Source organism: Gordonia sp. SID5947 (assembly GCF_009862785.1).
Classification (GTDB): domain Bacteria; phylum Actinomycetota; class Actinomycetes; order Mycobacteriales; family Mycobacteriaceae; genus Gordonia.
Map to the genome: position 1 here is coordinate 1887555 of NZ_WWHU01000001.1, position 18961 is coordinate 1906515.

18 protein-coding genes and 1 pseudogene are annotated in these 18961 nt (G+C 66.5%); 10 read left to right on the plus strand and 9 right to left on the minus strand.

What is annotated here, in order from left to right:
• The first annotated feature begins 20 nt into the window (after positions 1 to 20).
• Positions 21 to 1718 carry a class I adenylate-forming enzyme family protein gene (locus GTV32_RS08730; protein WP_161059805.1) on the plus strand — a complete coding sequence of 566 codons (1698 nt, stop codon included), beginning with the start codon at positions 21 to 23 and terminating at the stop codon, positions 1716 to 1718.
• On the opposite strand, the gene GTV32_RS08735 is transcribed toward GTV32_RS08730, so the two are convergent.
• From GTV32_RS08735 to GTV32_RS08755, 5 genes and pseudogenes are all read right to left on the minus strand, one after another.
• On the minus strand, positions 1719 to 2798 hold the full coding sequence (locus GTV32_RS08735; protein ID WP_161059806.1) for an acyl-CoA dehydrogenase family protein: 1080 nt from the start codon (positions 2796 to 2798) through the stop codon (positions 1719 to 1721).
• Complete coding sequence (locus GTV32_RS08740) at positions 2798 to 4003, minus strand: acyl-CoA dehydrogenase family protein (RefSeq protein ID WP_161059807.1); 1206 nt, start codon at positions 4001 to 4003, stop codon at positions 2798 to 2800. Before GTV32_RS08740 ends, GTV32_RS08735 begins: the two co-directional genes overlap by 1 nt.
• A pseudogene (locus GTV32_RS08745) lies at positions 4000 to 4781 on the minus strand (enoyl-CoA hydratase/isomerase family protein). The gene GTV32_RS08740 and the pseudogene GTV32_RS08745 overlap by 4 nt, the downstream one beginning before the upstream one ends.
• Complete coding sequence (locus tag GTV32_RS08750; RefSeq protein WP_161059808.1) at positions 4778 to 5755, minus strand: acyl-CoA dehydrogenase family protein; 978 nt, start codon at positions 5753 to 5755, stop codon at positions 4778 to 4780. Before GTV32_RS08750 ends, GTV32_RS08745 begins: the two are co-directional and overlap by 4 nt.
• Entirely contained in the window at positions 5752 to 6897 is a 1146-nt protein-coding gene (locus GTV32_RS08755) for an acyl-CoA dehydrogenase family protein (RefSeq protein ID WP_161059809.1), read from the minus strand. Before GTV32_RS08755 ends, GTV32_RS08750 begins: the two co-directional genes overlap by 4 nt.
• 101 nt (positions 6898 to 6998) lie before the next feature.
• On the opposite strand from GTV32_RS08755, the gene GTV32_RS08760 reads away from it, so the two are divergent.
• Together GTV32_RS08760 and arsC are read left to right on the plus strand one after the other, a co-directional pair.
• Entirely contained in the window at positions 6999 to 7802 is an 804-nt protein-coding gene (locus tag GTV32_RS08760) for an FCD domain-containing protein (protein WP_161059810.1), read from the plus strand.
• A gap of 198 nt (positions 7803 to 8000) precedes the next feature.
• The gene (arsC, locus tag GTV32_RS08765) at positions 8001 to 8342 is read left to right on the plus strand and encodes an arsenate reductase (glutaredoxin) (protein WP_161059811.1); all 342 of its coding nucleotides are present in this window, start codon (positions 8001 to 8003) and stop codon (positions 8340 to 8342) included.
• 74 nt (positions 8343 to 8416) lie between these two features.
• On the opposite strand, the gene GTV32_RS08770 is transcribed toward arsC, so the two are convergent.
• Positions 8417 to 8860 (minus strand): limonene-1,2-epoxide hydrolase family protein, encoded by a 444-nt coding sequence (locus tag GTV32_RS08770; protein WP_161059812.1) that lies wholly within the window; start codon positions 8858 to 8860, stop codon positions 8417 to 8419.
• Between the two features lie 269 nt (positions 8861 to 9129).
• Between GTV32_RS08770 and GTV32_RS08775 the strand changes: the two genes are divergently transcribed.
• The 3 genes from GTV32_RS08775 to GTV32_RS08785 all read left to right on the plus strand — a co-directional run bounded on the left by GTV32_RS08775 (position 9130) and on the right by GTV32_RS08785 (position 11582).
• Complete coding sequence (locus GTV32_RS08775; RefSeq protein ID WP_161059813.1) at positions 9130 to 9774, plus strand: 50S ribosomal protein L25/general stress protein Ctc; 645 nt, start codon at positions 9130 to 9132, stop codon at positions 9772 to 9774.
• A 20-nt stretch (positions 9775 to 9794) separates the two neighbouring features.
• Positions 9795 to 10361, plus strand: a complete 567-nt coding sequence (gene pth / locus GTV32_RS08780; protein ID WP_161059814.1) for an aminoacyl-tRNA hydrolase — start codon at positions 9795 to 9797, stop codon at positions 10359 to 10361.
• A 159-nt stretch (positions 10362 to 10520) separates the two neighbouring features.
• Complete coding sequence (locus GTV32_RS08785) at positions 10521 to 11582, plus strand: beta-ketoacyl-ACP synthase 3 (RefSeq protein WP_161062418.1); 1062 nt, start codon at positions 10521 to 10523, stop codon at positions 11580 to 11582.
• Between the two features lie 95 nt (positions 11583 to 11677).
• On the opposite strand, the gene GTV32_RS08790 is transcribed toward GTV32_RS08785, so the two are convergent.
• Positions 11678 to 12439 carry an ABC transporter permease gene (locus GTV32_RS08790; RefSeq protein WP_161059815.1) on the minus strand — a complete coding sequence of 254 codons (762 nt, stop codon included), beginning with the start codon at positions 12437 to 12439 and terminating at the stop codon, positions 11678 to 11680.
• Complete coding sequence (locus GTV32_RS08795) at positions 12436 to 13476, minus strand: ATP-binding cassette domain-containing protein (protein ID WP_161059816.1); 1041 nt, start codon at positions 13474 to 13476, stop codon at positions 12436 to 12438. The genes GTV32_RS08790 and GTV32_RS08795 overlap by 4 nt, the downstream gene beginning before the upstream one ends.
• A 224-nt stretch (positions 13477 to 13700) precedes the next feature.
• Between GTV32_RS08795 and GTV32_RS08800 the strand changes: the two genes are divergently transcribed.
• From GTV32_RS08800 to GTV32_RS08815, 4 genes are all read left to right on the plus strand, one after another.
• Positions 13701 to 14369, plus strand: coding sequence for a PadR family transcriptional regulator (locus tag GTV32_RS08800; protein WP_161059817.1), 669 nt, complete (start codon positions 13701 to 13703; stop codon positions 14367 to 14369).
• A 51-nt stretch (positions 14370 to 14420) separates the two neighbouring features.
• Complete coding sequence (locus tag GTV32_RS08805; protein WP_161059819.1) at positions 14421 to 15437, plus strand: beta-ketoacyl-ACP synthase III; 1017 nt, start codon at positions 14421 to 14423, stop codon at positions 15435 to 15437.
• Between the two features lie 103 nt (positions 15438 to 15540).
• Positions 15541 to 17148 carry a peptide chain release factor 3 gene (locus tag GTV32_RS08810; RefSeq protein WP_161059821.1) on the plus strand — a complete coding sequence of 536 codons (1608 nt, stop codon included), beginning with the start codon at positions 15541 to 15543 and terminating at the stop codon, positions 17146 to 17148.
• Positions 17149 to 17155: 7 nt separating this feature from the next.
• On the plus strand, positions 17156 to 17938 hold the full coding sequence (locus tag GTV32_RS08815; protein WP_237421503.1) for a hypothetical protein: 783 nt from the start codon (positions 17156 to 17158) through the stop codon (positions 17936 to 17938).
• Positions 17939 to 17949: 11 nt separating this feature from the next.
• On the opposite strand, the gene GTV32_RS08820 is transcribed toward GTV32_RS08815, so the two are convergent.
• Positions 17950 to 18954: an enoyl-CoA hydratase/isomerase family protein gene (locus tag GTV32_RS08820; protein WP_161059823.1), complete on the minus strand. Its 1005-nt coding sequence runs from the start codon at positions 18952 to 18954 to the stop codon at positions 17950 to 17952.
• Between the last annotated feature and the right edge of the window lie 7 nt (positions 18955 to 18961).

Consider the following 18961-nt stretch of genomic DNA (forward strand, 5'->3'; position numbering starts at 1 on the left):
CTCACTCAAGCGAGGTCAGCATGAGCACCCCGTCCGTCACCGCGGCCCCGTCGGTCGTCACCGGGTCCCCACTCTGCGACGAACCAGGCCTCGGAACCCTCACGCTGCCAGGATTTCTGCGTGAGGTGACCGAGAAGTTCGGCGACCGGGAGGCCCTGGTCATGCGGACGGCACAGGGTGTCGTCCGCTGGTCCTACACCGATCTGTGGGAACGCTCGGTCGAGGTGGCACGCGCACTGCGGGCCAGGGGCGTCGGCAAGGACAGTCGTGTCGGCGTGCTGATGACCAACCGGGCCGAATGGCTCTCGGCCGTGTTCGGCACCTCGCTCGCCGGTGGGGTCGCGGTTGCCCTCAGCACCTTCTCCACACCGGCGGAGCTGGATCACCTCCTGAAGATGTCCGGGGTGTCGGTGCTGCTGTTCGAGCGCAGCATCGGGAGATCCGATCTCGCCCACGTGCTCACCGAGCTCGAACCGCAGATCGCCTCGGCCGCGCCGGGGACCTTGCGGTCGACGGCATACCCGTTCCTGACGTACCTGGCGACGGTCGGCGAGACCACCCGCCATGTCGGCATCGACGACTGGGAGTCGTTCCTCGCGCTCGGCGGCGACGAGCCGCGCGCGCTGATCGAGTCGACCGCGGCGACCACCCTGCCCAGCGACACCGCGGTGCTGTTCTTCTCGTCGGGGTCGACGAGCAAGCCCAAGGGAATCCTGAGTGCTCATCGAGGCGTCACCATTCAGATGTGGCGATTCCGGCGGATGTACGACCTCTCCCCCGACGACAACGTGCGCTGCTGGTCGGCCAACGGATTCTTCTGGTCGGGGAACTTCGGTATGGCCCTCGGCTCGACGCTGGCCTCCGGAGGATCGCTCGTCCTGCAGTCGATGTTCGACGCCGCCGAGGCACTGGAGTTGATGGAAGCCGAGCAGGTGAACTTCCCGGTGGCCTGGCCCCACCAGTGGGCCGCGCTCGAGGCCGCCCCGAACTGGGCGACCGTCGACCTGAGCGCCATGCACTTTGTCGACCGGAATACCGCTCTCGCACGGCATTCCACGGTGTCGACCGACTACACCGAACCCGGTCACGCGTACGGGAACACCGAGACATTCACCATCACGACGTGCTACGCGGCCAACACACCCGCGGAGGTCATCGCCGGGAGCAGCGGCCAACCGCTGCCGGGCAACACGGTGAAGATCGTCGACGCGTTACACGGCAGCACGATCCCGGTCGGCGAGCGCGGCGAGATCTGCGTGAAGGGTCCCACCCTCATGCTCGGCTACCTTGGGACCCCCCTCTCGGAGACCCTCGACGACGAGGGGTTCTTCCACACCGGCGATGGTGGGTACCTCGACGATGCCGGCCGGCTGTACTGGGAAGGGCGCCTGACCGACATCATCAAGACCGGTGGCGCGAATGTGTCGCCACTAGAGGTCGATGAGGTTCTGGTCGCTCATCCGGGCGTGAAGGTCACCCGCACCGTGGGCGTTCCGCACGAGACCCTCGGCGAAGTGGTGGTGGCGTGCATCGTGCCCCACGCGGATGCGAATCTCGAACCCGAGGGAGTCCGCGCCTACCTCCGCGAGCAACTGGCGAGTTACAAGGTGCCGCGCCACGTGTTGTTCTTCGACGACGACGAGATCACCCTGACCGGGAGTGCCAAGATCAAGTCCACCGATCTCCGCGCCCTCGCGACGAAGCGTCTCTCGACCTGATCAGGCTCGGTATCGCCGCGCGATCCGCGCGCGATGCCGGGCCGGCGACCCGAACAACGTCCGGTTCATCGTCGCGCGTTTGAGATACACATGCACGTCGCTCTCCCACGTGTATCCCATACCGCCATGTAGTTGCATGGCCTTCCCCGCCACCCGGACCGCCATCTCACCGGTGAACGAGGCCGCCATGTCGACCGCAACCGATTCCCCCGGCGTACCGTCTCGGACCTGGAGGATCGCCGCGTCGACGAGTTTCCGGGCCACGGTCAGCTCGACGAGCATGTCTGCGCACGCGTGTTTGACCGCTTGGAACGAGCCGATCTTCCGACCGAATTGCTCGCGGATGCCGGCGTAGGCGACGGTCTTCTCGAGCATGGCCTCGGTCAGACCGAGGTTGTCACAGACCACGGTCGCCGCGGCCCGGTCCCGTAGCAGAGTCATGGCGCCGGCGCCGTCGGGCAACCGCCACACCGCGCCGTCGTCGATGTGTACCTGCGCCGCGCTGACCCTGCCGAACGTCCGCGTGGCGTCGACCACCGGCCGCGGCTCGACCGTCAAACCTTCGGCCCGCGGGTCGAGGCCTACCATCACAACGGTCCCGGCCGAGGTGATCGCCGGAACCAGGAGACGATCGGCATCGGGTGCACCGAGGACGAACTCTGCACGGCCCTGCAACACCAGACCTCGATCGCTGTCGATGAGCCGGAAGTGTCCGCCATCAGGTTCCGCACCGTCGAGGACGAGGATCGGCACCGCATCGCCGGCCACCGTCTGCCGGAGCAGGCGGTCTCGTGAGTCGCAGGGTTCGACGGCACCGAGGGCGCCCACCGCCAGTCCCGCAACCGCGGGATAGGGGCCCGCCGCCACCACACGACCCATTTCCCGCAAGACGACCGACACCTCGGCAAAGGAGGCCCCCGCACCGTCCTCGCATGCGGGAACCTCGAGTCCCAGCCACCCCGAACCCGCGATCAATGCCCAGTCCACCTGAGCGCCGGATGACCTGGTGGACAAGATGTCCCGAGCCACCGCGGAGAGCTCGCCGTGGAACTCGGTGAGGTCGTCGACTCGGTTCGACATCACGCCCCCTTCGGCTCGCGCGGCAGACCGAGGCCCCGCTCCCCGATGATGGTCCGCTGTATCTCGCTGGTCCCGCCCGGGATGGTCCATTCCCATGAACCGATGAAATCGAGGACCCAATTCCCTGACTCCCACCCGCTCGACAACGGCTTGCGTAGTTGCGTCTGCACCTCGAGTCCGCCGACCTCTGCCCCGAAATCCATCACCCGCTGGAGGAGTTCGCTGTAGTAGAGCTTGACGATGGAGGCGTCGGCCCGGCCGCTGTGATCGGCGACGAATCCCGCACACAGCAGGCGCAGGCCGGTGATCTCGGTCTCCAGGGCCGCAAGACGGTCCGCCACCCGCGAATCATCCAGCGGTCGTTCACCATCCGGCCCGGGCCTACGGCAGAGGTCGAGAAGCCACGGGAAACCGCCGTGGCCGAGCCGTTCAGCGAGTTCGAGCATGGTCATCCCACGTTCAGCACCGAGGGTCTCCTGAGCAACCCGCCAGCCCTCGTTCTCGGGCCCGACGAGCTGCGTGACAGGGATCTCCACGTCGTTCAGGAAGATCTCACAGAAGTGCGACTCCCCGGTGGCCTGGCGGATCGGACGGACCTCCACGCCCGGCGATGTCATGTCGAGCAGAAAGTACGAGATGCCATGACGTTTGGGCGCATCGGGGTCGGTGCGCGCGAGGAGCAGACACCAGTCGGCATGCAACGCCCCACTTGCCCAGAGCTTCTGTCCGTTCACCACATAGTGGTCGCCCTGGCGGCGCGCCGCGGTCGACAGCGCCGCCATGTCGGAGCCGGCCCCTGGTTCGGAGAAGCCCTGACACCAGATCTCGCCGTCGAGGATCGCGGGCAGATGCCGCGAGCGCTGCGCTTCGGTACCCGCCGCGAGCAGGGTGGCAGCGGCGTGATGAATCGAGACGAACGGCAGTACGAGACGCGGCGCGTCATGTGCTGCCAACTCCTGGTACAGCACCACCTGGTCGGCGACCGACATCCCGCCGCCCCACTCTTTCGGCCAGTGCGGCACGGCGTAACCCGCGCCCCGCAGGGTGGCGAACCAGTCCTTCTGGAATGCCACGAACACCTCGTCGGACGCTCCGGTCTGTGCGGATCGCCACTGCGCGGGCACGTTCTCCCGACACCAGGCGCGGACCTCGGACCGGAAGTCGTCGGAAGCCTGGTCGGGCACGGCCGAGGTGACCACCGTCATCGACGGGCCGCCCGACTCGCCATCGCCTGCAGGCGTTCCCGATGATCATCGGACTGCATGGTGACCACCTCGGCCGCGAAGCCCGCCTGCAGCGGCCCCCGAGCGCCTGGGTGAGATGCATGTTGACGATTCGCTTGGTGCTCTGCAGCGCGTCACGCGGCTGCGCGGCGAGTCGGGCGCCGAGCGCGCGCGCCTCGTCCATGAGCGCATCGGCGGGCACCTGCCGCGTCGCGAGCCCCAGATCGACGGCGGTCGCCGCGGCAATCCGGTCACCGGTGTAGAGATACTCCCTCGACCTCAGAATCGGCGTGAGCAGCGGCCAGAAGGCGGCTCCGCCATCGCCCGCGACCAGCCCCACCGCGACGTGCGGGTCGGCGAGGTACGCGGTCTCCGAGATGAGCACGACGTCGCAGAGCACCGCCACGCTGCACCCCAGTCCGACGGCCGGACCGTTGACCGCGGCGATCACCGGAAGCGGGAACCGCAACATCTCGTCGATGATCTCGGCTCCCTCCCGGATGCTGTCGTCGCGTGCCACCGGATCGTCGAGAAACGATGTGATCCAGTCGAGATCGCCGCCGGCGCTGAACGCACGACCCGATCCGGTGAGAATGACGACGGCCGCATCACGATCGGCCGCCAGCTGTCGCCAGACGTTGGCCAACGCCCAGTGCAGCGACTTGTTGACCGCGCCCAGCTCGCCGGGGCGGTTGATCGTCACGATGCGAACCGGACCGTCGCTGTCGACGCTCAGTTCTTCCGGAAGGTCGTAGGTCATGGCGCCACCGGCTCCGTCTCGCGGGTGGTGGCCGATTCCGCTTCGCCACCGAACAGCCCGGTGAGGCCATGCCTGCCGATCCTGCACGCGAGTGCCTCACCCGTCGCCGACAGCCCGAGCGGCAGGCGACGCAGCGGAAGGCTGTGGCGCGACAACCACGACAACGTGGTCTCATCGCAGAAGCCGCTCGCGCCGTGCAGCTGATGCGCGATACGCATCACGGTGTCCGCGGCCTCGATGGCCGCCAGTCGCAGCGAAAGTGCGTCGTCGATGGCCTCCGGCCTGCCTGTCCCGATGCTCCATAGGGCGTACTTCGCGAGTACCTCCACACCGGCGCGCTCCACCTCGGCGTCGGTGAGCTGGAACTGGACACCCTGCAGCGTGGCCAGAGGCCTCCCGAACTGCTCGCGCAGCAGGACATGGTCGCGGGTGAGTTCCATGGCACGATCGAGCATCCCCAGCAGAGACCAGATCGGCAGGACGAGTCCGAGCGCGACATCGGTGATGCCGTCGTCGTCGAGTGCGTCCAGCGCGAGTCCGGTGACGAATCCGGTTCTGCGTGGTGGCCGCTCGGCCGGCCGCGCCGACGCGAGGCTGCGCCGCCCGTCCAAGCTGACGGTCGCGAATCGCAGATCGAGGTCGGCGACCGCCGCCGCCGGATCGTGAGCGGACACGACGACCAGACCGTCGACATCGAGATCTGCAGGCCGCGAGAGCCTTTCGGCAACCGGGTACGGCACCGCCCAGTAGCCCGCGGCACGACAGAGCGCGGCCGCGGCCTCGAGCTCGTCGGCGTCCGTCCGCGGGCCGAGGTCCCAGGCTCCGAGCCCCGCGAGAACGGGCTCCATCACGGCCGATCGCCCGCGCGGATCACGCTCCGCCTCTTCGACGAGCCGGTCGCCGCCTGCGGACGCGAATGCTCTCAGCGCGGCCACGCCGTAGTCGGTCGCCTCGGGGCTCAGATCGATGTTCACGATGCCGCCACCAGATCGCGGGCGAGCAGGATTCGCTGCATCTCGATGCTTCCCGACGACACCGTCGCCGCCTGCGAGTAGTTCCAGTGCTCCTCGACATCGAGACGGAATCTCTCGGCCGGCGGCTCGTCGGCCACGTAGGAGGCGATCTCCGCGAGAACATCGGCACTCGATTGGTCGAGTGTGGTGACCGCTATCCGGTACCGCGCGGAGTCGCCCGGGCGTATCCGACCCTCCGCCTGCATCGACACGACCCGGTAGGCGAGCAGACGAGCTCGACGACACCGCACGAGCTCCCGAGCCCATCGCATCCTCAGCCCGGAAGGCAGTTCCTCCCAACGGTCGGCCAGCACGACAGGCGCCTGCTGCAACAGGAGTTCGCACCGTGCATAGCGGGCGATACCCACGCGCTCCAACGACAGCACTTCCTGCACCACCGACCACCCGTCGTCGACGGCACCCAGCACGTTGGCCTCGGTCACATGGAGTTCGTCGAAGAAGACCTCGTTGAGGTGATGTGGCCCGAGCATCGACCTGATCGGTCGCACCTCGATGGCCGGGTCGGACATGGGCACCAGGAACACCGTCAGGCCCTGCTGTTTGCGTTCCCCCGTAGAAGTCCGGGCCAGCAGGAAACACCACTGCGCCATCGTGGCGTACGACGTCCAGATCTTCTGCCCGGAGATCCGCCAGCCGTCTCCCTCCCGTCTGGCGGCCGTCCGCAGTGACGCGAGGTCGGAGCCGGAGCCCGGTTCACTGAAGCCCTGGCACCAGATGACCTCGCCGCGAGCGATCGGTGGCAGATGCTCTCGCCGCTGATCCTCGGTGCCGTGGCGCATGATCGTCGGCCCGACCCAGTTCACGCCCATGTACTGCGCTCCCCGTGGCTCGTGGTGCGCCCACATCTCCTCACGGACCACGGTCTGTTCCCATACCGATGCGCCGCCGCCACCGAATTCCGCGGGCCATGCCAGACACAGCAACCCGCGGTCGGCGAGGAAACGACAGAAGTCCTGGGCGATCTTCAGATCGTCCGGATCGTCGGTGAACGCGCCGCGGAAATCGGCGGGAACCCGCTCCGCGATCAATGATCGCAACTGATCACGAAGTCCCGCCGCCGCTTCGCCCATCGTGAAGTCCATGCGGGGCACATTACTTCAATCATAACAAGGATTGGAATACTTGAATGGTAAAGATCCGTCCTTGTGGATTAGACTTTCGGCATGAACGAATCGCGGCACGCGTGACGACCATCAGGAACGGTCGTGTTCCGCAACGGCGGATTGCCGAGACCGTTGCTGCCGAGCTTCGCGACCTCATCCTTGATGTCGAGGACTACCGGCTACCCACACAAGAGCAACTGGTCAAGGATTTCGGGGTCAGCTATCCCTCGATCCGAGAGGCCTTGAGGATACTGGAGACCGAGGGTCTGGTGACGGTCCGGCGTGGCAATGTCGGCGGCGCCGACGTCCACCGTCCCGACGAGACGTCGGCCGCATACCATCTCGGCCTCTCCCTTCAGGCCGGAAAGGTCACGCTGCGTGACCTCGCCGACGGGCTGCGGATGCTCGAACCGCTCTGTGCCGCCGAGTGCGCCAAGCGCGCCGACCGCGCCGAGGTGGTGGTCCCCGCTCTGACCGCGGCGATCGACGCGTCGGTCGGGCTGGTCACCGACGGAGTGGAGTTCACCCACACCGCCCGCGATTTTCACGACCTTGTCGTGTCGTTCGCACCGAACGCGACCATCCGATACGCGGTGGGCAGCTACGTGGCCCTCTGGTCGGCTCAGGAAGAGGCGTGGGCAGAAGCCCGTACACGACACGGCGAATACCCGTCTCAACTCGAGGCCGAGGAAGCCGTTCGCGCGCACCGGCGACTCGTCGACGAGATCGCGGCCGGAAACGCCTCCGAGGCCGAACGTCTGGCGCGCGCCCACCTCGCCGCCACCCAGGCCCTTGTGCTCGAGCGTTACGGCGACCGGATCGTCAACGCCTCGGCGGCGATGTCACGTCAGGTCATCCACCCCGGGCGGCGATCCCGCATCTAGCGCCACGCGATCACTGCGACTGACCGAACCCTCGAGCCGTCCACATCGCGTGACACAAGCGTCCCGACCACGATGGCTACGAGGCATGGATTACCGCGGCGGCGAGGTGAGACACCACACCCCGATAGCTGGACAATTCACTCTGTGACCGTGAACCGCGGGACAGGATGGAGGTGACCAGCGGGTATGGTGAGCGCCGTGAACGCGACGATCTATCACAATCCCAAGTGCTCGACGTCCCGTAAGGCCCTCGAGAAGCTGCGTGAGGCCGGGATCGAACCCACCGTCGTCAAATATCTGGAGCAGGGATATACCCGCGATCAACTGACCCAGTTGATCGCCGATGCCGGGATCACCGTCCGCGAGGCGGTCCGCAAGCGCGAGTCGCTCTACAAGGAACTCGACCTCGGCTCGCTGCCCGACGACGAGCTGGTCACCGAGATGGTCGAGCACCCGATCCTCGTCGAGCGCCCATTCGTGGTGACGGACAAGGGGACCCGACTTGGCCGGCCGATCGACAAGCTCGACGAGATCCTCTGACCCACGGCAGGGACCGAGCGGCGACCTGGAGACGCACGAACTCGCCCGATCGCCAGGTCGCGTGAGGTCGGGGGCTACACGGTCAGCGGCTTGGCCGGCATCGGCGTCTGAACGGACGGGACGACCGCGGCGACCAGCCCCCTGACCAGCGCCTTGGTCATGTCCCAGTAGTCGAAGTAGTCGCGCCAGACGGCGATCCGGCCTTCGGCGACCTCGAATCGTCCGCACACCCAGAACTGCATGGCGACGCGGCCGAACCGCAGTTCGTCGACGCGCTCGGTGAGCACCACCGGGCCGTCGGCCGAGACATTGACCATCCGATAGTTGAAGCCGGCCCAGGACAGATCGTCCATGCCACGGAATATCTTCGCCACCTTGCGTTTACCGTGGACCGTCGGCATCGAGACATTGGTATAGGCGATGTTCTCGTCCACGTTCTCGAGCGCGGCCGCCGAGTCTCCCCGCGCCAACTCGTCGAGGAACTCGGTGACGATGTCGATCGGTGTTCGTGAGGTCATGCGCTTCAGTATGCCGGTGACGAGTGATCACGGGAACACCTTCCGGTGCACCGCCTGGGCAGGCGCGATGTGACATCTGCCGGAGCCATCGACTATTCTTTCTGCGTTGTCTCGGCGAGGGTGAGCGATCACCGTTATCGGCGCGACCATCGCGGATCTCCTCCGCGGGCATCTGAGAGCCCGCCGGACGGTTCGGGGTCGTTGTCGCTTGCCGCGACCCGCCACCGAACCACCGCGGTTCACCCGAACCGCTGAACGAGGAGAACACCATGGCCACTGAGACCGCAAAGCTGACGGTCACCACCCGGACCGAAAAGGGCAAGGGCGCCGCGCGTCGCGCCCGCCGCGCGGGCAATGTGCCCGCCGTGCTCTACGGTCACGGCACCGATCCGCAGCACCTGAGCCTCCCGGCGCTCGAGCTGGCTGCGATCCTGCGCAACAGCGGCACCAACTCGATCATCGATCTCGACATCGAGGGCACCAGTCAGCTCGCGCTCACCAAGCAGATCGACGTGCACCCGATCCGTAACTACATCGAGCACGTCGACCTCCTGGTGATCCGCCGCGGCGAGAAGGTCACCGTCGAGGTCTACGTCGTCGTCGAGGGCGACGCGGCCCCGGGCACCCTGGTCACCCAGGACGCCAGCTACATCGAGATCGAGGCCGACGCGCTGTCCATCCCCGAGCAGTTCGTCGTCAGCGTCGAGGGTGTCGAGCCCGGCACTGCCATCCACGCGTCCGACGTGGACCTGCCGGAGGGCGTCACGCTGATCAGCGATCCGGAGACGCTCATCGTCGCCGTCAACGAGGCCCCGACCGCGTCGCAGCTCGAGGACGAGGCCGAAGAGGCCGGCGCGGAGACCCCGGGCACCGACGAAGACGCCGAGGCTCCCGCCGAAGAATCGGCGGAGTGATCGTTTCCACCGACTGATCAGTGAAACTGATTGTCGGGCTGGGTAATCCCGGTCCGAAATACGAGAAGACGAGGCACAACATCGGCGCGATGGTCGCCGATGGCCTCGTCGCCTCGGCCGGCGAGCGGTGGAAAGTGCACAAGAAGTCGGGCGCGCAGGTCGCACCCCTCACCGTCGCCGGCCATCAGGCCCTGGTCGCGAAGCCCCGTGTCTACATGAACGAGGCGGGCCGACAGATCGGCCCCCTGGCCAAGTTCTACTCCGTCTCGCCGCAGGACCTGATCGTCCTGCACGACGAGCTCGACATCGATGTCGGGCTGGTCCGGCTCAAACAGGGCGGCGGCGAGGGCGGCCACAACGGTCTGCGTTCGATCAGCCAGTCGGTCGGGTCACGTGAATACCAACGGGTCCGGCTCGGGATCGGACGGCCACCCGGACGTCAGGACCCGGCCGACTTCGTGCTGAAGCCCTTTCCGTCAGCCTCCCGCGCCGAGGTCGAGTTGCTGATCGCGCATGGCATCGACGCCACCGAACTGCTCGTGGCGCAGGGCCTGGAAGCCGCGCAGAACATCGTCCACACCTGGTGACGCAGCAACCGGGCCGCATGGGCCACCCTCGTCTGTCTGTTCTCGTCCTGAGCCGGGCGTCGAATCGGACACGGGATCACAAAGGCGACGAAAGCTTTCTTACTTCCCGGTAATGAAGGCCTACAATCGCAGTCGATCGATCGACGAGAGATGGAGACAGTGGTGGGGATAGCGGCGAGAAGCGGGCACCAGAACGTCGCGATGCTTGGCATCGGCGCGTATCGACCACAACGGCTGGTGACCAACGACGAGGTCTGCGAGAAGCTCGATTCCAGCGACGAGTGGATTTTCGAGCGCAGCGGCATCCGTAATCGCCGCTGGATCAGCGGCGATGAGACAGCGCGATCGATGGCCGCGGCGGCCGCGGAGCGTGCGATCCGCAATTCGGGCATCGCCAAAGAGAAGATCGGCGCCCTGATCCTGGCCACCAACAGCTGGAAGACCAAGATCCCGCACGGCGGCCCGATCGTGGCCTTCGACATCGGACTCAACGGGATTCCCGCCTACGACGTCGCGGCGGGCTGTGGTGGCTTCGGCTACGGGCTCGGGATCGCCGCCGACACCGTCCGCGCCGGGTCGGCCGACTACGTCCTCGTCGTGGGGGTGGAGACGATGTCGGTGGTGATGGAACCGACCGACCGCAACACCGCGTTCATCTTCGGGGACGGCGCCGGCGCCGTGGTGGTCGGCCCGAGCGACGAGAACGGCATCTCGCCGACCGTGTGGGGCAGCGACGGCGAGAACGCCGAGGCGATCGGCCAGAACTGGGACATCCCCGAGTACATGGATCGCGCCGAGGAATACCAGCACAAGGATCCCGAGTCCGAGCCGGTCGGCCGGATGTTCGTCACGATGCAGGGCCCGCGCGTCTTCCGTTGGGCCGCGATCACATTGCCGAAGGCTCTCTCGACGGTGTTGGAGACCTCGGGTGTCGGTATCGACGACATCGAGGTGTTCGTGCCGCATCAGGCCAATGCCCGCATCAACGAACTGATGAAGAAGAACCTCGGACTCGCCGACGACATCCCCATGGCCAACGACATCGAGAACACCGGCAACACGTCGGCGGCCTCGATCCCGCTGGCCATGGAGGAGATGCTCGCGAGCGGCAAGGCGAAGGGCGGGCAGACCGCACTCCTGCTCGGCTTCGGCGCCGGACTCAGCTACGCCGGGGCCGTCGTGACGCTGCCGCCGGCGCCGCGGGAGAGCAGCCTCGACTGAGGTCGCTCTCCCCACCGGCACAGGGGGTTTCGATCCGCCGGCTCGCTACGCTCGCGCGGGTGGTCAAGCAGCGGTCGCCGATCACAGCGGCACCGTCACGCGTTCTCCTTGCGGAAGACCGCGGTCCCCCACCAGGTTCCGAGTGCTCCCAGGATGATTGCGGTGACCAGCCCCCAGGCGACCGATGACGTCGCGATGTCGCCCGCGAAGGAGTCACGCACGCCGTCCACCACCCACTTGAACGGCATGAAGTCGCTCAGTTTCTGCAGCCAGGTCGGTCCGAGCGTCATCGGGAGCAGGATGCCCGACAGCAGCAACACGGGCATCATCACCATGTTGATGACCGGTGCCATCACATCTTCACTCTTGGTGGTGAGGGCGAGGGCGTTCGATGCGGCCGCGCATGCCCCGCCGACGATCATGGTGATGAGGATGCCGACGACGATGCCTGTGAACGACCCGCGCATACCCATGATCAGACCGAGCAGGACGAGGATCACCGCCTGCACGAACAGCTGGAGCACGTCGCGCCACAGCCGCCCCGTCAGCAGCGCGGTCCGGCTCGCCGGGGTCACACGTTCGGCCTCGATGACACCTTCACGCCACTCGCCGATCAGACTGAACCCGGCGAAGAACGCGCCGAAGATCCCCAGCTGCACCAGCAGTCCGGGTACGAGAAAGGTATAGGCGTTGTCGGCGCCGCCCGGGAACTGGCTCACCAGGGGCGTGAGCAGTGGACCGAACAGCAACAGATACAGGACCGGCTGCATGACGCCGATCAGCACCCATGCGGGGTTGCGCAGGTTCATCCGGATCTGACGACGGAACACGATATGGCTCTCGCGAAGAAAAGTCATGACTGCGATACTCCTTGGGCCGGCACATCCTGAGCCGGAAGTCCTTCGGCGACAACAGAATCGTCGACCGGTTGTTCGTCCTGGGCGTCCCGGAGGGAACGACCGGTGAGGGTGAGGAACACATCGTCGAGGGTCGGGCGGATCACCTCGATCGAATCGAGATCGATGCCTGCCGCGTCGAACTCGCGCAACAGCCCCGGCACCTCGCGGCCGGCGCGACGAACGCGTCCTCGCACGTGGCGCCCGTCGGTCTCCACATCACAGCCGATGGCACCGAGCTTCTGCGCGGAGACCGCGACCATCGCGTCGTCGGCGAGTTCGAGATCGACCAGGTCGCCCGACACGGTGGCCTTGAGGTTGTCCGCCGTATCGGCGGCCACGATGCGGCCGTTGTCGATGATGATGATGCGATCGGACAGTTCGTCGGCCTCGTCGAGGTAGTGCGTGGTGAGGAAGACGGTCGCGCCGGTGTCCGACCGCAGCCGACGGATGTGCTCCCAGAGATTGGCCCGCGCCTGTGGGTCGAGCCCGGTGGTCGGTTCGTCGAGGAACACCAACGTCGGATCGTGCACCAGGCCCATCACGATGTCGAGGCGCCGCTTCTGCCCGCCGGACATGTTCTTGGGCATCCGATCCCAGAGGCCGTCGAGTTGGAGTTGCGAGAACAGGGCCTTGCCGCGCGCCGTGGCCGCCGCCCGCGTCATCCCGTAGAGCATCCCGTGGTCGACCACCTCGTCGCCGGCCTGCGCCTGGCTGAAGGTGCCACCCGCCTGCGAGACATAGCCGATGCTGCGCCGCACCATCACCGACTCGCGAACCACGTCGTACCCGTTCACGGTCGCGACGCCGGCGGTCGGCCGCAACAGGGTGGTCAGCATCCTCAGTGTGGTCGTCTTTCCTGCCCCGTTCGGACCGAGGAAGCCGACGACTTCTCCTTCCGCGATGTCGAGGTCGACGCCATCGACAGCGCGGACCTCCCGCTTCTGTTTTCCACGACCGGTGTGGAATGTCTGCACCAGCCCGCGTGCATGGATCATGCCTGTCCCCTTCACATCTGTCGGAACGTCCGCACCGCCACTGTTCGCGTCCGACTATTCAAGTTTGAACAGTGTCAACTATCCCAATCTGTACGTCGGAAGTCAACGGCGAGATCCGACGCTTGCAGTTCGTAGGGGCTGACTCGCCCCTTCTCGAGGATTCATCGAATCGAGGACAACGACGGTCCTGGTACCCGGACCGATGTGGACCTACCCTCGTGGACATGCCCGCGACCACCACTCGACTGTTGCTGTTGGGTGCCGTCGCCCTGTTCGAACCGGTGAACGGTTACCAGATCCGACGTGAGTTGATGTCCTGGCAGGTCGATCAGTGGGCCAACGTGAATCCCGGCTCGATCTACCACGGCCTGGGCAGCCTGGTCTCGGACGGTTTGGCAACACGCCACGATCTCCCCGACGGGGCACGAGAGGTTGCGGTCTACGAGCTCACCGACGACGGCCGGACAGAGTTCGAACGGCTCCTGACCGAGGCGGTCGTCACGGTCAACATCTACGACCGTCGGGACTTTCACGCCGCCTTCGGGATGCTGGCGATGCTCGGGGAACAGCAAGTGACAGACCTGCTCCGGCAGCGACACGTCACATTGGCGGCAGCGGTATCGGAGTTCCCCGACGACACGGCCTCGGAGGACCTGCCGTATGTACCACCGGTCGCCCTCCGCGGCATGCAGCTGTGGGGCGCCGAAGCGCGGACCGAGCTCGAATGGTTGTCGAAGGTCATCGACGATCTGACCGAGGGCCGGCTGCGGCTGCGGTCCGGCGATTGGCAACCGCCTGCCGACGATCCGGGCCATCAGATGACCTCCGACCGCGACCGTTACCGCACGATGATCGGGCAGCGGCAGCCCGCACGCAACGCTACTTCCCAGTAGGGCCCCGATGTGAGACCGTCTATGGCGGGTCGCATAGTGAAAGGGACACTCATGGCTGTCATCGCGGACACTGCCGGGATCAACAACATCGGCATGCTCGGCATCGGTGCGTATCGCCCAGAGCGAGTCGTCACCAACGATGAGATCTGCGAGCAGATCGACTCCTCCGACGAGTGGATCTACACCCGCACAGGTATCAAGACACGACGCTTCGCGCGGCGCGACGAGACCGTGATGGAGATGTCGGTCAACGCGGGGCGCAAGGCCATCGCCAACGCCCTGCTCTCCGGGTCCGACATCGACGCCGTGATCCTGGCGACCAACACCCACCTGCTGCTGACCCCCGCCGGCGCCACCAAGGTCGCGACCGAGCTCGGCGCCAACGGCGTCCCGTCGTTCGACATCACGGTCGGTTGCGCCGGTTTCGGGTACGGGATGGCGGTGGCATCGGACATGATCCGCGGCGGTAGCGCGACCCACGTCCTGGTCATCGGCGCCGAACAGTTGTCGATCACCATGGACATGACCGACCGCACGAACTGCTTCATCTTCGGCGACGGCGCGGGTGCCGTCGTCGTCGGCCCGACCGAGGACCAGCAGCTCGGACCCGTGATCTGGGGCAGCGACGGTTCGCAGTTCAACGCGATCCGGCAGGACATCGACTGGGTGACGTTCCTCGACAGCGACCGCACTGAGCGCCCCTATCTCCGGATGGAGGGCACCGCGGTGTTCCGGTGGGCCGCCTTCGAGATGGGCAAGGTCGCACAGCGCGCACTCGACGCCGCCAAGATCGGCGCCGAGGATCTCGATGTCTTCGTCCCGCACCAGGCGAACTCGCGCATCAACGACCTGCTCGCCAAGAACCTCAAGTTGCGCGAAGGCACCGTCGTCGCCAACGACATCGAACACACCGGCAACACCTCCGCGGCATCGATCCCGCTGGCCATGGAGGAGCTGTTGTCGACCGGCGCGGCAAAGCCGGGCCAGACCGCACTGCTGCTCGGTTACGGCGCAGGTCTGAGCTACGCCTCCCAGGTCGTCAAGCTGCCGCCGGTTCCGTTCGAATAGGCGGGTCTCTCCGCGGAAGTTGCTGGGCGCTCCGCTGCGCGGGTCACACAGCAACTTCTGCGGCATTTTGGCCTGGCCAGGGCCCGAACGGTAGCCTTCTCGAGTGAGTTCTGAAGCCGTCGCCCGCGAAGCGAGCCGCCGTCGCACCTTCGCGATCATCTCGCATCCGGACGCGGGCAAGTCCACGATGACCGAGGCACTGGCGCTGCACGCCAGGATGATCAGCGAGGCCGGTGCCATCCACGGCAAGGCCGGGCGCAAGTCCACGGTCTCCGACTGGATGGAGATGGAGAAGGCTCGCGGTATCTCGGTCAGCTCGACCGCGCTGCAGTTCAACTTCGTCGGCGAAGACGGACGCGACGATCTGCCCAATGTGATCAACCTGGTCGACACCCCCGGCCACGCCGACTTCTCCGAGGACACCTACCGGGTGCTCACCGCCGTCGACGCCGCCGTGATGCTCATCGACGCAGCCAAGGGCCTCGAGCCCCAGACCCTCAAATTGTTCCAGGTGTGCCGCCACCGTGGCATCCCGGTGATCACCGTCATCAACAAGTGGGACCGGCCCGGCCAAACCCCCCTCGAGCTGATCGACGAGATCAGCGAGCGCATCGGACTCACGCCGACACCGCTGTACTTCCCCGTCGGCATCGCCGGCGACTTCCGCGGCCTCCTCGATCGCCGGACCGGTGAGTACATCCGGTTCACCCGTACCGCCGGCGGCGCGAAGGTGGCCCCCGAGGAGATCATGGGCGCCGATGACGCTGCCGCGCGGGAGGGCGACGAGTGGACCACCGCCCTCGAGGAGAGCGAACTGCTCACCGAGATGGGACAGGACCACGACCAGGAGATGTTCCTCGCCGGGCAGACATCACCGATGATCTTCGGGTCGGCGATGCTGAATTTCGGTGTGCGGCAGCTACTCGAGACGTTGGCCGAGCTCGCACCCCCGCCGAGCGGACGTGCTGACCTCGACGGAACCGTACGCGAGGTGACCGAACCGTTCAGCGCGGTGGTCTTCAAGGTGCAGGCCGGCATGGACGCCAGCCATCGGGATCGCCTGGCGTACATGCGGATCGTCTCCGGCGAGTTCGAGCGCGGCATGGTGGTGACCCACGCACAGACCGGAAAACCGTTCGCCACCAAGTACGCCCAGGCCGTCTTCGGTCGCGACCGATCCACCGTGGATCTGGCCTATCCCGGCGACGTGGTGGGTCTCGTCAACGCCATGGCTCTCGCACCCGGCGACACCCTGTACGTCGAACCCAGGGTGCAGTACCCGCCCATTCCGTCCTTTGCCCCGGAACACTTCTCGGCGCTGCGCGTGAACACGGCCGACAAGTACAAGCAGTTCCGCAAGGCGATGGACCAGCTCGACAGCGAGGGCGTGGTGCAGGTCTTGCGCAACGATCTACGTGGTGACGCCTCCCCCGTCCTCGCGGCCGTCGGCCCGATGCAGTTCGAGGTCGTCACGGCACGGATGAAGACGGAGTTCAAGGTCGCGACCACGATCGAGCCGCTCGGCTACAGCCTGGCGCGACGGACCGACGCCGACAGCGCCGTCGAGCTCGGCCGGCAACGCGGTGTCGAGGTCTTCACCCGCAGCGACGGCGCGCTGCTCGCCCTGTTCAGCGACAAGTGGCGATTACAGTACATCGAGAAGGAACATCCCGACCTCACCCTCGAACCCCTTGTCGCAACGGCGGATTGAGACCACGTTGAGCCCGGCCGGACGTCGTGGCGCCTGGTGGCTGGTCGTCATCGCGATCGTGTCCGTCATCGCAGGCTGCGGAACCGACGGCGCGCCGAACACCCCGGTCTCCTCGGCGACGCCGTCCACACCCACCGCGTCCGCGCATCTGAACGCCGCGGAATGTCGCGAGACGCCGGAAGCCGGCCGCATCGACCGGACCGGGGCCGGCCTCGAGTTCCGTTCCGGCACGGTCCGGATCGCGATGAGCGATTCTCGGGCGACCGCTCGCCGAACGCCCGGTGGTGCACCGGCGTCGGCCGACGCCGGTGACGTCGACAACGAGTGTTTCGGGTTCGGCAAGTGGGGAAATCCGAGTCCTGAGGTACCGCCGGACACGCTACTGTTCGTGTTCAAGGGCCCCGGTACCGATGGCGCACAGGTGGAGTTCTCGGTGGGCGACCTCACCGGAGGTGTGTTACCGCCGATCGGAGGCACGCGGCCGAGGGTGGGCCCACTGACCGCGCCGATCAACGCCGCGATCGGCGTTTCTGTGGACGGCGCGTATTACCACTCCACCTCGTGTCCGCTGACGATCACGGCGATGGCCTCGGAGCGCGCGGCAGCGTCGTTCACGTGCCAGCGGGCCGACCAGAACGACGCCAACCCGTTCGCGCCCGACGACGACGTCACCTATGACACCGACGAATCGACTCCGACTTCGCCGGGCGCCACCACATCGACAACGCCGACACCGGTCGGTTCACCGAGCGGTATCACGCTGTCCGGATGGTTCGAACTGACGCCCTGACGCGACGCCGATCATGCGACCCCGATGATGCGCGCCACCACATCCGGGTCCACATCGTCGATGGAAGCGGGCACGAACTCGGGACGCCGGTCCTTGTCGATGAGGACCGCACGCACACCTTCGGCGAAGTCACCGGTGCGCGTGATCTGTTCGGCCGCATGGAGTTCCCGGTCGAAGCACTCGTCAAGGGTGGAGCGTGCGCCCGCCTCGATCATCGCTGCGGTGACCCACAGACTGGTGGGCGATGCCTGCTCGATGAGATCGACCATCTCAGTTGCCCATTCGTCGCCGACCGCGCCCTTGAGACCACCGGTGATCGCAGACACGTTCTCGTCGGCAAAGTACTCAGCGACCTTGCGCAACGGGATCTCGGTCGCCGGCCGATCGTGATGATCTGCAAGGACCTCGACGAGCGGTACACCCGCACGTAGCCGGTCGGTGACGTCACCGATGTCGGCCGCGGGCACGAAATGGGTGGCCAGGCCGATCTCGACCGCATCGGCGCCTCGGATGCGGGACCCGGTCATCCCCAGCCACATTCCGACCCCGTCGGGGAGCCTGGGCAGGAAGTACGTCGCACCGATGTCGGGAAAGAACCCGATCGCCGTCTCCGGCATGGCGATCTGCGCATTCTCACTCACCACCCGGACCTCACCGTGCACGCTGATCCCGAGGCCACCGCCCATGGCCGCCCCGTCGATGACGGCCACGTACGGCTTCGCGTAGTTCGCCACCAGCTGATCCAGGCGGTACTCGGCCGCGAAATACCGCGTCACGGCTTCGAACTCCCCCGCCACCGCGTGCTCGCGGATGGCGCGGATGTCGCCGCCTGCACAGAAGGCGCGGGCGCCTGCCGAAGTCACGAGCACCGTCTCGATCCCGTCGTCGTCCTCCCACTCGGTGAGCACGCGGTGCATGTCGTCGACCATGGTCTGATCCAGCGCGTTGAGGGCTTTCGGCCGGTCGAGGATGATCTCACCGACACCGTTGACGACCGACGTGCGAATGAACGACATGGGGTCA

Coding starts and splice junctions, on each gene's coding strand:
- GTV32_RS08805 (WP_161059819.1), top strand. CDS start 14,421: ATGGCTGTCATCGCGGACACTGCCGGGATCAACAACATCGGCATGCTC.
- GTV32_RS08795 (WP_161059816.1), bottom strand. CDS start 13,476: ATGATCCATGCACGCGGGCTGGTGCAGACATTCCACACCGGTCGTGGA.
- GTV32_RS08800 (WP_161059817.1), top strand. CDS start 13,701: ATGCCCGCGACCACCACTCGACTGTTGCTGTTGGGTGCCGTCGCCCTG.
- GTV32_RS08770 (WP_161059812.1), bottom strand. CDS start 8,860: ATGACCTCACGAACACCGATCGACATCGTCACCGAGTTCCTCGACGAG.
- GTV32_RS08775 (WP_161059813.1), top strand. CDS start 9,130: ATGGCCACTGAGACCGCAAAGCTGACGGTCACCACCCGGACCGAAAAG.
- GTV32_RS08820 (WP_161059823.1), bottom strand. CDS start 18,954: ATGTCGTTCATTCGCACGTCGGTCGTCAACGGTGTCGGTGAGATCATC.
- GTV32_RS08730 (WP_161059805.1), top strand. CDS start 21: ATGAGCACCCCGTCCGTCACCGCGGCCCCGTCGGTCGTCACCGGGTCC.
- GTV32_RS08790 (WP_161059815.1), bottom strand. CDS start 12,439: ATGACTTTTCTTCGCGAGAGCCATATCGTGTTCCGTCGTCAGATCCGG.
- GTV32_RS08755 (WP_161059809.1), bottom strand. CDS start 6,897: ATGGACTTCACGATGGGCGAAGCGGCGGCGGGACTTCGTGATCAGTTG.
- GTV32_RS08735 (WP_161059806.1), bottom strand. CDS start 2,798: ATGTCGAACCGAGTCGACGACCTCACCGAGTTCCACGGCGAGCTCTCC.
- GTV32_RS08740 (WP_161059807.1), bottom strand. CDS start 4,003: ATGACGGTGGTCACCTCGGCCGTGCCCGACCAGGCTTCCGACGACTTC.